11 protein-coding genes and 1 riboswitch are annotated in these 13899 nt (G+C 48.0%); of the genes, 7 read left to right on the top strand and 4 right to left on the bottom strand.

The window, feature by feature from the left end; translation table 11 throughout:
- The first annotated feature begins 136 nt into the window (after positions 1-136).
- The 4 genes from glyQ to rpoD all read left to right on the top strand — a co-directional run bounded on the left by glyQ (position 137) and on the right by rpoD (position 6354).
- Positions 137-1108 carry a glycine--tRNA ligase subunit alpha gene (glyQ, locus tag QOR82_RS00170; RefSeq protein WP_283582746.1) on the top strand — a complete coding sequence of 324 codons (972 nt, stop codon included), beginning with the start codon at positions 137-139 and terminating at the stop codon, positions 1106-1108.
- A gap of 2 nt (positions 1109-1110) precedes the next feature.
- Positions 1111-3189 (top strand): glycine--tRNA ligase subunit beta, encoded by a 2079-nt coding sequence (glyS, locus tag QOR82_RS00175; RefSeq protein ID WP_283582747.1) that lies wholly within the window; start codon positions 1111-1113, stop codon positions 3187-3189.
- Positions 3190-3326: 137 nt separating this feature from the next.
- Positions 3327-5210, top strand: a complete 1884-nt coding sequence (gene dnaG, locus QOR82_RS00180) for a DNA primase (protein WP_283582748.1) — start codon at positions 3327-3329, stop codon at positions 5208-5210.
- A gap of 1 nt (position 5211) precedes the next feature.
- A complete protein-coding gene (rpoD, locus tag QOR82_RS00185; RefSeq protein ID WP_283582749.1) occupies positions 5212-6354 on the top strand; it encodes an RNA polymerase sigma factor RpoD in 1143 nt (380 codons plus the stop codon).
- An 83-nt stretch (positions 6355-6437) separates the two neighbouring features.
- Here the strand turns inward: rpoD and QOR82_RS00190 are convergent, their stop codons facing one another.
- Together QOR82_RS00190 and QOR82_RS00195 are read right to left on the bottom strand one after the other, a co-directional pair.
- Complete coding sequence (locus tag QOR82_RS00190) at positions 6438-7556, bottom strand: low temperature requirement protein A (protein ID WP_283582750.1); 1119 nt, start codon at positions 7554-7556, stop codon at positions 6438-6440.
- Between the two features lie 28 nt (positions 7557-7584).
- Positions 7585-7911 carry an antibiotic biosynthesis monooxygenase family protein gene (locus QOR82_RS00195; RefSeq protein ID WP_283582751.1) on the bottom strand — a complete coding sequence of 109 codons (327 nt, stop codon included), beginning with the start codon at positions 7909-7911 and terminating at the stop codon, positions 7585-7587.
- A gap of 94 nt (positions 7912-8005) precedes the next feature.
- On the opposite strand from QOR82_RS00195, the gene QOR82_RS00200 reads away from it, so the two are divergent.
- Entirely contained in the window at positions 8006-8923 is a 918-nt protein-coding gene (locus QOR82_RS00200) for an amidohydrolase family protein (protein WP_283582752.1), read from the top strand.
- Positions 8924-9004: 81 nt separating this feature from the next.
- Here the strand turns inward: QOR82_RS00200 and dapF are convergent, their stop codons facing one another.
- Together dapF and QOR82_RS00210 are read right to left on the bottom strand one after the other, a co-directional pair.
- A complete protein-coding gene (dapF, locus tag QOR82_RS00205) occupies positions 9005-10012 on the bottom strand; it encodes a diaminopimelate epimerase (protein WP_283582753.1) in 1008 nt (335 codons plus the stop codon).
- Between the two features lie 6 nt (positions 10013-10018).
- Positions 10019-11392 (bottom strand): aspartate kinase, encoded by a 1374-nt coding sequence (locus QOR82_RS00210; RefSeq protein ID WP_283582754.1) that lies wholly within the window; start codon positions 11390-11392, stop codon positions 10019-10021.
- 170 nt (positions 11393-11562) lie between these two features.
- A riboswitch (Lysine riboswitch) is annotated at positions 11563-11740 on the top strand.
- 94 nt (positions 11741-11834) lie between these two features.
- Here QOR82_RS00210 and lysA point away from each other — a divergent pair.
- Together lysA and dapD are read left to right on the top strand one after the other, a co-directional pair.
- Positions 11835-13145, top strand: coding sequence for a diaminopimelate decarboxylase (gene lysA, locus QOR82_RS00215; protein ID WP_283582755.1), 1311 nt, complete (start codon positions 11835-11837; stop codon positions 13143-13145).
- A gap of 36 nt (positions 13146-13181) precedes the next feature.
- Complete coding sequence (gene dapD, locus QOR82_RS00220) at positions 13182-13895, top strand: 2,3,4,5-tetrahydropyridine-2,6-dicarboxylate N-acetyltransferase (protein WP_283582756.1); 714 nt, start codon at positions 13182-13184, stop codon at positions 13893-13895.
- Positions 13896-13899 lie beyond the last annotated feature (4 nt).

Consider the following 13899-nt stretch of genomic DNA (forward strand, 5'->3'; position numbering starts at 1 on the left):
TTCGGAGTTATTGAATGAAGCTGTTTCGCGTCGAGCGGAAAAGCAGGGTGGAACCGCGAATTTGAATTCGTCCCTGCAACAACCAGGTTAGTGTAACTTGGCTGTTGCAGGGCTTTTTTTGAAAGGAAGGATCTTGATGGCAAAGACACTGAGTGTGCAAGACATTATTTTCACACTAGAACAATATTGGGCCAAGCAGGGCTGCATGTTGATGCAGGCCTATGATACTGAGAAGGGTGCCGGGACGATGAGTCCGTATACTTTCTTACGGGCAATTGGGCCGGAACCCTGGAATGCGGCTTACGTGGAACCTTCACGGCGGCCAGCAGATGGTCGTTATGGGGAAAATCCGAACCGGCTCTACCAACACCACCAATTCCAGGTGATCATGAAGCCATCGCCGGAAAACATCCAAGACCTTTATCTGGGAAGCCTGGAAGAATTGGGAATCAAGCCACAAGAACACGACATCCGTTTTGTTGAAGACAACTGGGAAAATCCGTCGATGGGTTGTGCCGGTGTCGGTTGGGAAATCTGGCTAGACGGGATGGAAGTTACCCAGTTCACCTACTTCCAAGTAGTGGGGGAGTTGCCGATGAACCCCGTTGCTTCTGAAGTTACTTATGGTTTGGAACGGCTAGCAGAGTATATTCAAAATGTTGATTCCGTCTTCGATCTAGAATGGGCGGATGGCGTCAAATACGGCGATATTTTCAAAGAGCCGGAATATGAGCATTCAAAGTATGCCTTTGAAGAAAGTAACCAGGAAATGCTTCTGCAAGCCTTTCATGATTATGAGGCAGAAGCCAAGCGGCTGATTAAGCTTGGCTTGGTTCACCCCGCCTATGATTACGTTTTGAAATGCAGTCATACCTTTAACCTCCTGGATGCGCGGGGCGCGGTTTCCGTTACTGAACGGGCTGGTTATTTGCACCGTATCCGGATCATGGCAAAGTCGATTGCCAAAGCCTTCGTTGAGGAACGGCGCAAGCGTGGCTTCCCGCTGATTCACGATGATCAGCTCCGGCAAAAGACGCTGGCCGAATACACCAAGAAGGCGGAAAAAGCCAAGCAACGGGCCAAGAAACAGCACAAGGGGGATAAGTAATCATGGCTAATACGTATTTACTAGAAGTCGGCGTAGAAGAGATGCCTGCCCATGTGGTCACACCAAGTATCAAGCAGCTGCACCAGCGAGTTGCTAACTACCTCAAAGAAGAACGCATTTCTTTTGATCAGATCAAAGAATTTGCTACTCCGCGGCGGCTGGCTCTGCTCATCTCAGGTCTGAGTGATGAACAGCCTGACATTGACGAGTCAGTTAAAGGCCCAGCCAAAAAGATTGCCCAGGATGCTGATGGCAATTGGACCAAAGCGGCAATCGGTTTTACCCGTGGTCAGGGCGCAACGGTTGATGATATTGAATTCAAGGAAGTTAAGGGTGTTGAATACGTCTTTGTTGAAAAGCATATTGCGGGCAAGCCGGTGGCAAAAGTCCTGCAGGGACTGCCAAGTGTCATCACCGCGATGACTTTTCCGACTTTGATGAAGTGGGGCTACAATAACCTCCAATTTATCCGGCCAATTCGTTGGCTCGTTTCACTTTTGAATGACCAAGTCGTTCCGTTTAAGATCTTGGATGTTACTGCTGGTCGGACGACCCGCGGTCACCGGTTCCTTGGTCATAATCTTGATTTGAAGCAGGCTAGTGATTACGAAGCAGCACTGAAGGATGACTTTGTGATCGCCGACCAAGCCCAGCGAAAGCAATTGATTGTTGATCAGATTCACCAAATTGCTGCCGCCCACAAGTGGGATGTTGATCGTGACGATAATCTGTTAGAAGAAGTTAACAACTTGGTTGAATGGCCGACCGCTTTTGCGGGTGACTTTGATCCCAAGTACCTGGAATTGCCTGAAGTGGTTTTGATCACTTCGATGCGGGATAATCAGCGTTTCTTCTGTGTTCGTGGCGATGATGGCAAGCTCTTGCCACACTTCATCTCTGTTCGCAATGGTAATGAAAAGCACCTCGCTAACGTCATCAAGGGTAATGAACGGGTCTTGGTTCCCCGCTTGGAAGATGCCAAGTTTTTCTACCAGGAAGATCAAAAAATCACCATCAGCCAGTATGTTGAACGCTTAAAGCGGGTCAGCTTCCACGACAAAATCGGTTCGATGGCCGAAAAATTAGCCCGGGTGACTGTCTTGGCTCAGTTAATCGGCAAGCAGGTTGGCTTATCTGACCAGGAATTGACGGACCTCAAGCGGGCTAGCCAAATCTACAAGTTTGACTTAACTACCCAAATGGTCGGTGAATTTGCCGAATTGCAGGGCTACATGGGTGATATTTACGCCCGCCTGCAGGGTGAAGATGACGCGGTTGCCACGGCCATTCAGGAACAGTACATGCCGGTATCAGCGGAGGGAGCGCTGCCGCATACGACTGTCGGGACTGTCCTTTCAATTGCGGATAAGCTTGATAGCATCATGAGCTTTTTTGCGGTCAACATGATTCCGAGTGGTTCCAATGACCCTTATGCTTTGCGCAGGCAAGCTTACGGAATCGTTCGTATTATCGCTTCGCGGGGCTGGCAAGTGCCATTGATGGATATGAGCCAGCAGTACAGTGACGCTTTGAAGCAAGCAGGAGTTGCCAACCAGCTGGACTTTGCCAAACACGCTCGTGATGTGCGCGAGTTCTTCCTGGACCGCTTACGCCAGCTCTTCCACGGCGAAAAGTTGCGGCATGACATCGTTGACGCTGTGACTGCTACCCGGCAAAATGACATCGATGCTGTGATTGAAGCTGCTAAGGCCTTGGATGAACGGAAAGATAAGCCGGACTTTAAGGGAGCAATTGAGGCACTAACTCGGGTTTGCCGGCTGGCAAAGAAGGGCAAACTGGCTCCAGATGACTGGCACATTGACCCGCAGCACTTTGAAGCCGATTCAGAACAGCAGTTGCTGACTGCAACTAAAGAGCTGCAAGCAAAATTTGCTCAGCAGAGTCTGGCTCAACACCTTGATGGCCTTTTGGCTTTGGAGCCAGTTATCACAAAATACTTTGATGACAATATGATCATGGCTAAGGATGAAGCTGTTCGGCACAACCGGCTGGCCCAACTCAGTATCATTGCTCATATGACGGAGGAATTCGGTAACCTTGACAAATTGATTGTCAAGTAGTAAATTAAAATAGCATTGGCAAATTAGTATGCCCTTAGTGGCGCTTTTTTGCCTTTCGTGGTAAATAAGGGGAAGGTCGCGTTCGTATTAGAAGGCGACCTTTCTGTGCTAATAATCAAGTTAAGAGGGGTGAGTGCGTGGCTCGTGTTTCAAAAGATTTTGTGGACACCGTTCGTAACACCGTTGACATTGCTGATGTTATTGGCCAGTATGTCCAGCTTCGGCCAGCTGGTAAATCCTTAATGGCGCTTTGCCCTTTCCATGATGAGCGAACCCCTTCCTTTTCGGTCGACGAAAAAAAGCAATTTTTCTATTGTTTCAGTTGTCACCGTGGTGGGGATGTTTTCACCTTTTTGGAGGATCTCAAAAACGAATCCTTTGCCGAAGCCCTCGCCGAAGTGGCAAACTTTGCTCATCTTTCGATGCCAGCGGACTGGCAAGCCCAGACTGAGAAGAAAACAAATTCTGGAGCCTCTTCTCGTTATCACCAGCTTGTAAGTCTTCAACAGCAGGCAATGGAGCTTTACCATCATGTCTTGATGCATACCGCTGCGGGTGAGCCTGGCCGTCGCTATTTAAAGCGGCGCGGAATGACGCGTGAGATGATCGACCAGTTTCACATTGGTTTTGCTCCTGAACAGCGGATTTTAAAGCAGTATTTTACCGAGAAGAAGGTTGATTACCAGTTGCTTCGCCAATCAGGCCTGTTTACGACTGGACGGGGTGATGCAGAGGAACTGACTGATCGTTTTATCAATCGGCTGATGTTCCCAATCCTAAATGGTAACGGCCAAGTGATCGCCTTCTCTGGGCGATTGCTAACGACGCGGGGCACGGATCTGCCGAAGTACTTAAACAGTCCGGATACGCCAATTTTCGACAAAAGTCAGCTATTGTTTAATTACGATCAGGCAAAAACGGCTGCGCGCAAGGCAGGCAAACTAATCCTATTTGAAGGATTCATGGATGTTATTTCGGCTTTTAGCGCTGGTGTCAAGAATGGGGTTGCCTCGATGGGAACGAGTTTTACTGGAGAGCAGGTCCAATTGATTGTGTCGACAACGGCCCAGCTTGATATTTGCTATGATGGCGACGATCCTGGGCAAAATGCCATCAACCGGGCACTGAAGCTGATTAACCAAGAAGCCCGACGTCCTTTGACTCTGCGGGTAGTTCAGTTGCCGGCAGGGATTGATCCTGATGAGTATATCCAGAAATATGGGGGAGCCCAATTTCGCCAGTTTTTGAACCACCATGAGGAATCGCCGGTGAGTTTTCAGCTTCGCTATCTACGGCGAGGTTTAGACCTGACCAACCAAGCGGAACGGCTAAGCTACCTCAATGCCGCTTTAGCGGTGGTAGCAACGGAGAAAGATCCCCTTGGTCGTGACATGTATGTTCAGCAGTTAGCTCAGGAATTCAAATTAGATTCTCAAGCCTTGGCGGCCCAGTTACAGACTATTTTGCACCGGCGGGGTGGGAGTGAACACCAGACAGTGCATCGTCATTTTGCTAGGCAAAACGGGCGAGCCACACCCCAGATTGATACCGCAGTGGCAGATCAGCCTAGCCAGACGGAGCAGGCGGAGCAGATGCTGTTTTATTCCTTGCTGGCTGATGATGGTAGCTATGAACGTTTACGAGCGAATGCCGCACAATTTAGTTTTCCGGATCGATCATATGATCAGCTATACCACATTTTTCAGCAGGTCCAGGCAACAGCTCCGGATCGTTTGGTTCGGCCTGATGACTTAATGGCAAAGCTGCCGGATGCTAATTTAAAGGCGTTATTGGCTTCTATTCAAGCCCGGTCAAATAAACAAGTCCTTAGTGAGCGGGCTTTTGATGATCTGGTTCGCTTCTTGACACAAAAGGTTCCTTTGGACGCTCAAATTGAAAAGACCAAGGCAGCCTTACAAGAAGCCAGTGCGGTTCACAATGACGATCTTGAAACAACATTAACTGCGAAACTCGTGCAGTTGTATGCTCAGCAACAACAACTCAAAACGGAGGAAAGTTAATATGGCAAAGAGTAAGAAAAAGAATGTTATGATTTCCAACTTAGATCACTTTGACCAAAAAGATTATGACGCCGCAGTTGGTAAATTAATCCGCAAGTATAAGAAAGCTAAGCAGATCAAGTACAGTGATCTGACCAAAGAATTGGCACAACCGTTTGAGTTAAACGCTGATGGAATGGACAACTTGATTCAAAATGTTGAAGATGCCGGTATTAGTGTTGTTGACGAAAACGGTGAGCCGGACCCGCGCGCACTGAAGGCCACGGAAAAGCTAACCAAGAAGGCGATGAAGGATACGAGTGCGCCTTCCAGTGTCAAGATTAACGACCCTGTGCGGATGTACTTGAAGGAAATTGGGCGGGTACCATTGCTGACAGCCGACCAGGAAGTCGAATTGGCGCTGCGAATTGAAAAAGGCGACGAGGAAGCCAAGCAGGAGTTGGCCGAAGCTAATCTTCGGTTGGTGGTTTCGATTGCTAAGCGTTATGTCGGTCGGGGGATGCAGTTCCTTGACTTGATTCAGGAAGGGAACATGGGGCTGATGAAGGCTGTCGAAAAGTTCGACTACCGGAAGGGCTTCAAATTTTCCACTTACGCGACATGGTGGATTCGGCAAGCAATTACGCGGGCAATTGCCGATCAGGCGCGGACGATTCGGATTCCGGTTCATATGGTTGAAACGATCAATAAATTGATTCGGATTCAGCGACAACTGCTTCAGGACCTCGGACGGGAACCACTGCCCGAAGAAATTGGGGCGGAAATGGACATGCCGACCTCCAAGGTGCGTGATATCTTGAAGATCGCTCAGGAACCGGTTTCTCTGGAAACGCCAATTGGTGAAGAAGACGATTCCCACCTTGGGGACTTCATTGAAGACCAGGATGCAACGAGTCCGGCCGACCACGCCGCCAACGAGATGATGAAAAAGCAGCTGGAAAACGTTCTGGACACGTTGACGGACCGGGAAGAAAACGTCTTGCGGCTTCGTTTCGGCCTCGATGACGGACGGACGCGGACCTTGGAAGAAGTCGGAAAGGTCTTTGGTGTTACGCGTGAACGGATTCGGCAAATCGAAGCCAAGGCGCTCCGCAAGCTCCGTCATCCGTCACGGTCCAAGCAACTGAAGGATTTTCTGGAATAAGATGGTTTGAACCACAAAAAAGGGCTTGATATCACGGATTGTAAATCCCCAATATCAAGCCTTTTTGCATTTAGAAGTTCTATTTACTTTGTCCCCATTAATTTATAGTATAGTCTGATCATCATTCCGGTATTCAGGAGTGAGAGGATAGTGGTCGTCAGGGTAATCACCAGTATCGATGAAGATTGAATACAGATGAAGTAAGCAATAACAATTGAAATTGCTAAAACAAGAAGATTCAGTTGTTTAGATAATTGAACTCGTTGCTTATTGTAATGGCTGGCTAAGATTATCCCAAGGTAGAATAATAGAATGCCTAAGTATAAGCACGATACGGCAAAGTTGTGGTTGGCATGTTCTTCAGCGATAAACTTTAAGGACACGGTAATCAAACTCAGCCCGAATAAGTTGAAGTAGTGCAGGTAAATCAAAAGGTTACCGGTTTCGTGTCTTTGCTTTTCGTTAATTAAGTGATCAAATTCAACAATGTAGCTGAAGTACAGGGTGACCACGATTAGGAAGACGAAGACGGATACGAGATTGAAAGTTTGGGGCCGAAAATAATCAGCAATTCCGATGATCGTTTCACCAAAGGTTATGATAATCAAGAGGGTGAGCCGCTCAAGTAAGTGGGAAAAGATGATCGGATGCTGACGGGTATATTTGCCGGTCGTTGCTGGCAAGAGCCAACTGATGATAATGCCCAGAAAGGCAATCCAGCGGCCAGCATGATTATCAAAAAGACCACCGATGAAAAGAGTTACCGTTCGCAGGAGCAGAATTAATGAAAAAACCTTGGCAATAGCCTGGTCATGATGGTTATTGCTCCTGAGATAGACGATTAAGTATTCGATCATTAGGGTTAATGATAAAAGGCCAGCTGCAAAAAAGAAACTTTGCAAGTGTTGGACGCTCGTCTCCGTAAAGGCATTGGCCATATACAGGAGAATTCCCATATCAATGAAGTAGAAAATAATATCTTTCCATGACGATTTTCCGTAACGGTTAGTGAAGACCGATTGAAACATCCATGAATTGATAAAGACGATTACAATGACAGCAAAGACAAGAAAAGAAGTTGGGTTAACGATCCCGTGCTCGAGGTGGTGAATTAGCGCGGTCGCTTGCGATAACGTGTAGGCAAAGACCAAGTCGTAAAACAGTTCAATCATCGAAACACGTTTGGTGAGGATCTGATCCATTCCTTCACCTCCTTAGTTTTATTCAGATTTACTTTCGTAGGAATTTATTGTCTTGGTTTGGTAATTTTTCGGGGACAAAACGTTCTGCCCGCATATGCAGATCATATTTCTCCCGCAATTTCGCAAGTTCAGTCATCATAGGCGAGTCGTGATCGGCATCAAGCGCTTCCTGACTTTCCCAGGAATCGATGAGCAACACCGTATGCGGGTCATTTAGTGGCTGGAAGTATTCATAACGCAAATTGCCTGGCTGCTGACGAATTTGATCAGCAATCCCACGACTTTCCATTTCTTGGACGAATTTTTGGGCGTTGTCATTTTCACCAGTGTAATAAAGATTCATCGTAAAACTCATTATTGTTCCTCCTTTTCCCCATATTTTAAATTATTGAATTGAAAGATGCTACTATAATTGAATTGTGGCTAAAAGAATAATTGAGGTGATTAGGATGAAAATTGATGCCTTTGCCCATATTCTGCCAGCAAAATTCTACCAACAGATGCTGGCAATTGACCCACAGATTCCCACAAAATATCCATTCATTAAGATTAAAACGCTTATTGATATGGACACGCGGCTAAGTAAGTGGCCAGATAAGTCGATCAAACAAGTAATTTCACTGGTGAATATCAATCCCGAAGATTATGTCAGCTCTGATAAATCTGCCAAACTATGTCACGCCGCAAATCAAGAACTGAGTACGATCGTCAGTGCTCATCCAGACTCTTTTGCTGCTGGTATTGCTATCTTACCAATGAATAATATTAAAGAGGCGGTAAAGGTTATTAACGAGGTCGCTAAAAGTCCTGTTTTGGTTGGTGCCCAGATCTATACTCGTCATCTTGGTAAAAGCATTGCTGACCCAGAATTTAGGCCTGTTTTATCCCGGGCAGCTGAGCTTGGTATTCCATTATGGTTACACCCAGTTTTCGATCAACGGAAACCAGATAATGAATTAGTATTCTCCTGGGAATATGAATTATCACAAGCGATGTTAGACTTGGTGCAAAGCGATCTCTTTGAAAAATATCCGGCAATCAAGATAATTGTTCATCATGCTGGAGCGATGGTGCTGTTTTTTGCTGGCCGAATTGAACATATCTTGGACCAGGTCCACGCAGCTGATTTTAGGAAGTTTTACGTTGACATGGCGATCCTCGGTAATCCGGCGGCTCTGCAATTGACAATTGACTATTACGGGATTGACCACGTTCTCTTTGGCACTGATGCGCCCTTTGCGGTTCAACCGAGCGGAGCCAGTGGGATTATTATTGACGCTATTAATAGTCTCGACCTATCAAAGGACGATTTAGCGAAACTTTACCATGGTAATTACGCGCGATTAGTTGCAGAGAAATCATTTTAAAATTAGCTCACAAAAAGTGCCTCATAATCGTTAGACCTTTGTCTGACAATTATGAGGCATTTTTATTAATTAAAGGATGGATTAACGAACTTGGAGACTGTTGATTTTCGGCATTGACTGGACAAATTGCTGGTAAGCGGCTTGTTCGTCCGTTACCTGAATTTTAACGCGATCCGGCTCGACATTGGCTTGATGCAGGTCGCCTTCATTTACAGTAATGTGGTGGGTAAAGGTGGCGTTGCCGATCAATTCGATCCAGTAGCGATCAAGGTCGCGGTGCACAATCGTCTTCACCATCCCGCCTGGATTGTAGACGGTAATGGTTTGGTCCATTTGAGCGTGTTCCGGATGGGTCAGTACAAAGGCCAGGCTGGTGGCAGACATGCCCGTTCCACAAGCGTTGGTGAAGCCGACCCCGCGCTCGTAGGTGCGGACGAATAGCTGATTGTCGCCGAGAATCTGGGCAAAGTTGACGTTGACCCCGTCGCTAAAGTAAGGATTATTGCCGTTGAGCCACTTTCCTAACTGGCCGAGCAGAGGTCCAGTTAAGGTTGCTTCGTCCATGAAACTGATCAAGTGGGGATTTGGCACGGCAATGGCAGAAAACTTCATCGCCGGGGCAAATTCTGGCACGTAATCATCCAGCAGGCGTTCATGACCGACATTGTCAAGCGGCATTGCCTCGCGGTTAAAACGGACCGGAGAAATTTCTACCGCGTAGGCGGGAACCCCAGCGGCAAAATCGGCATGCTTGCGGACGTGCAGGTCGGCATCCTGGGTCTGGACGACGAAATGATCGCGCCCCAGTTTTTCTGCCAGGTAGCGACTAACGGTCCGCAAACCGTTACCGCACATTGAAGCAAACGATCCGTCAGCATTGACAACTTGCATCCGGCCGGCAACTTGTTCATGGGTTCCTTTGTCAACCACTAAGAGCCCGTCAGCCCCGCCGAGGATTCCGCTTTGCGGATCGCACAGCTGAACCCCAAGGGCACTGAGTTCTTTTTTTGACAGCGGCGTGGTGAGTTCGGTTTGGTCAAGGATGAAGAAGCAGTTTTGTGATCCGTGGACCTTTATTAATTCAGTCATTATTAACTAATCCTCCTTTGGGTTTGAATGAAAAAATTCGTCGTAAATCGCCCGGACGGCGTCATCGGCGTCCTCAGTCTTCGTCCCGATCATAATCGAAATTTGCGAAGCGCCTTGGTTGACCATCGTCATTGACATATGTTGTTTAGCAACCGCGTTAGCAATCCGTGACATCGCGCCCACGGTGTGGTTCATTCCTTCACCAACGACCATCGTGATGGCATAGTCGTCGATCCAGCGCAGGGTGTCGGGGTTGAATTTTTCTTGAATTTCGTTACAGATACGGTCGACGATTACGTCGGTCAGCTGGTTGCGGTCGAGGATGATCGTGATGTCATCGATCCCAGACGGCATATGTTCATAGGTTAAATGATATTTTCGCAGAATTTCCAGGATTTGCAAGCTAAAACCAACTTCCTTGTTCATCAGGTATTTGTGAAGGTAGAGGCCAGCAAAGTGTTTAGCGCAGGCTACGCCAGTGACCGTTGAGGCCACCTGAAAGCCATTTTCGGGAACAATCATGGTTCCGGGAGCACTAGGATTCTTGGTGTTGCGGACGTTTACCGGAATTTGTCCCTGAATGGCAGGAATTAAAGCTTCATCGTGAAAAACGGAAAAGCCAGCATAAGATAATTCCCGCATTTCCCGGTAGGTCATTCGCTTGATCGGTGCGGGGTGATCAACGACTTTTGGATTGGCCGAAAAGATCGCGTCAACGTCGGTAAAGTTTTCGTAGACGCGTGCCCGAAGCCCTCTTGCCAGGATAGCTCCGGTGATATCAGAACCGCCACGGGAGAAAGTGGCAATGTGGTTGGTTGGCGTGAAGCCGAAGAAGCCAGGGAAGACGAGGCGTTCGTCGTCACTGACTTTCAGTTTTGCTAAGTTTTGATAAGTGATCGGCAGGACTGAAGCGTTATTGGGGGTGCCACTGACGATGATCCCGGCCTCGGAAGGGTCCACGAAGCGGCTCTTGTAGCCGAGATGGTTCAGGACCATCGCCATTAAACGGGCATTAAGCCGTTCGCCGTGGGCCTTAAAAGCAGCCATCAAGTAATCTTTGTCTGGATAATCACCGGCAGGTAGTTGCTCCAGGGCTTCTTTAATTGGGGCTAAAGCGTTATCGTCAAGACCGAAGAAGTTGCCAATCTGCTGGTAGCGCTGAAAAATGGCCTTGGCAATCGCGGTCGTCTCCTGGCCTTTCTTAGTTAATTGGGCGTATTTGATTAGGAGATCAGTTACTTTGGTGTCACCGCTTTGTCGTTTGCCCGGAGCGGAGGTGACGATTACCCAGCGCTCGGGGTCTCCCGTAATAATTTTAATTGCCTGTTGAAAGGCTTGTCCGTCGGCTAATGAGCTGCCACCAAACTTAACAACCTTCATAAACATGCTCCTCCTTGTGTGAGATCTTATTAATGAAATTCTAACAGTTTCCTCCTTGGTTGCAAGCATCGACTTCGATAAAATTGTCTGCCCGTGTTGGAACGACGGTCAATGAGAAAAACATTAAAAAGCACTTGACGCTATTTCATTCAACTTTTATACTATTGGCATAGAGAAATAGAGGCGCAGCCAACATCAGTATCTGCGTGGCGATTTGTCAATCAATGCCAAGTAGAGAAAGGGGCGGTTGCCGAAGTGCTGTTCTTTGACAGGGAGCAGTTGCTGGGGCGTGGTTTAACAAATCACGGACTGTCGCGGCAAAGAATGCTGCGGGGCGCTATTTTGTTATCGTGGATAAATTGACGATCTTGTCGCCAAAAAATCCCGTGAGCATAGTGCCCACGGGATTTTTTTTGCTACTGATTTACTTGGAGGGTGAAAGATGAACGAACAAGTTCAACCATCAGAAATTAACGCTGCCGGTCATTTAACGATTGGCGGAGTTGATACGTTAGAGTTAGCCGAACAGTTTGGGACGCCGCTGGTAGTCTATGACGTTGCAGCGATTCGCGATCAGATCCGCCGCTTCAAAAAAGTATTTGAAGATAACGATGTTGACTACGAAGTAAGTTATGCCAGTAAAGCTTTCTCTTCCGTGGCGATCTACCAGGTAATGAAAGAGGAAGGAGCACATACGGACGTTGTGAGCGGCGGTGAGCTGACGACGGCGATCAAGGCCGGTTTTCCGATGGACAAGGTGAGTTTCCACGGCAACAACAAGTCACTTGCGGAATTGAAACTGGCCGTCGACCATCATGTAGGGATGATCATGCTGGACAACTTCCACGAAATTGACCTACTGAACCAGGTCTTAGAAGAAGCAGACACCAGTGCAGACGTCATGCTGCGGATTACTCCCGGCATCAGTGCCCACGCCCACAAATATGACCAAACTGGCCAGGTGGATTCGAAATTCGGCTTCGACGTTGATTCTGGCCAGGCCGATAAAGCCTTGCAAAAAGTTCTGGCTAACCCGCGGTTGCGAATGCATGGTCTGCACGGCCATATTGGTTCTCAGATTTTTGAACTAGAGGGTTTTGAACTGGCAGCCAAGAAATTAATTGATATTGCGGCCCATTGGCAGGAAGCCTTTGGTTACACCGCTGAAATTGTCAATGTCGGCGGCGGATTCGGGATTAAGTACGTAGCTTCCGACAAACCCCTCCGGCCGGAACAATTTGTGGATGCGATCGTCAAGACCATTAAGAAGACAGCCCAGGAAAAGGGCTTGCCGCTACCGGAAATCTGGATTGAACCCGGCCGCTCAATTGTTGGTCCTGCTGGCTATAACCTTTACACTGTTGGTTCGCGCAAGGACGTTCCAGGATTGAAGCCCTACGTTACCATCGATGGGGGGATGGGTGACAACATTCGTCCCGCCTTATATCAAGCCAAGTATGAGACGGTCCTTGCGCGGGATCCACAGGCAAAGCCTGTCGAAACGGTGCGTCTAGCTGGAAAGTATTGCGAATCAGGCGATATTATGGCCGAAGCCCAACCGTTACCGGCAACTAAAGCCGGGGACGTCCTGGTTACCCTGGACACCGGGGCCTATGGTTACGCGATGGCGTCAAATTATAACCGTAATCCCCGGCCAGCCGTAGTTTTCGCCGAGAACGGCAAGGCTTCGCTGGTAATCAAACGAGAAAGCTATGCTGATTTGATTCACTTAGACCTGCCTTATAATGGATAGAATAATCGGCTAATAGTATAGAGAGGAAAGATAAAAATGGCTCAATTAGATGCAAAAAAGATCATTGAATACATCGGCAACGCCCCGAAGAAGACGCCGGTCAAGGTTTACATCAAGGGTACCAATCTAGATGACTTGAATTACCCTGAGGGGGTCAAGGATTTTGTTGAAAAGCACAGTGGGACCCTCTTCGGTGACTGGGAAGTCATCAAACCCTTCCTGAAGCAGGAAGAAGATCATATCCAGGACTACGCCATTGAAAACGACGCCCGCAATTCAGCGGTTCCGTTGCTGGATTTGAAAGGGATCAATGCCCGGATTGAACCAGGAGCTACGATTCGGGACCATGTCTTGATCGGCGATAACGCAGTGGTCATGATGGGAGCAACCATCAACATCGGTGCCGAAATTGGTGAAGGTTCCATGATTGACATGGGTGCGATCCTTGGAGGCCGGGCGATCGTTGGCAAGCATTGCCATATCGGTGCCGGCACCGTCTTAGCTGGCGTGATTGAACCCGCCAGCGCGGAACCAGTGCGAATTGATGATAATGTTTTGATTGGAGCTAATGCAGTGGTAATCGAAGGGGTTCACGTTGGTGAAGGTGCTGTTGTTGGGGCCGGAGCCGTCGTGACGAAGGATGTTGCCCCGCATACCGTTGTCGGTGGGGTACCAGCCCGGGTTTTGAAGAAGGTTGACACCAAAACTGAATCCAAGACCGGCCTGCAGGATGATCTGAGAAAGTTGTGATCAA

Origin of the sequence: Limosilactobacillus difficilis (genome assembly GCF_947387495.1) — a bacterium.
Classification (GTDB): Bacteria; Bacillota; Bacilli; order Lactobacillales; family Lactobacillaceae; genus Limosilactobacillus; species Limosilactobacillus difficilis.

Excerpts from the sequence above, each read along its gene's own strand:
- dapF (WP_283582753.1), bottom strand. The coding sequence starts at position 10,012 with ATGACTGAATTAATAAAGGTCCACGGATCACAAAACTGCTTCTTCATC.
- QOR82_RS00200 (WP_283582752.1), top strand. The coding sequence starts at position 8,006 with ATGAAAATTGATGCCTTTGCCCATATTCTGCCAGCAAAATTCTACCAA.
- QOR82_RS00210 (WP_283582754.1), bottom strand. The coding sequence starts at position 11,392 with ATGAAGGTTGTTAAGTTTGGTGGCAGCTCATTAGCCGACGGACAAGCC.
- glyS (WP_283582747.1), top strand. The coding sequence starts at position 1,111 with ATGGCTAATACGTATTTACTAGAAGTCGGCGTAGAAGAGATGCCTGCC.
- rpoD (WP_283582749.1), top strand. The coding sequence starts at position 5,212 with ATGGCAAAGAGTAAGAAAAAGAATGTTATGATTTCCAACTTAGATCAC.
- QOR82_RS00190 (WP_283582750.1), bottom strand. The coding sequence starts at position 7,556 with ATGGATCAGATCCTCACCAAACGTGTTTCGATGATTGAACTGTTTTAC.
- lysA (WP_283582755.1), top strand. The coding sequence starts at position 11,835 with ATGAACGAACAAGTTCAACCATCAGAAATTAACGCTGCCGGTCATTTA.
- glyQ (WP_283582746.1), top strand. The coding sequence starts at position 137 with ATGGCAAAGACACTGAGTGTGCAAGACATTATTTTCACACTAGAACAA.
- QOR82_RS00195 (WP_283582751.1), bottom strand. The coding sequence starts at position 7,911 with ATGAGTTTTACGATGAATCTTTATTACACTGGTGAAAATGACAACGCC.
- dapD (WP_283582756.1), top strand. The coding sequence starts at position 13,182 with ATGGCTCAATTAGATGCAAAAAAGATCATTGAATACATCGGCAACGCC.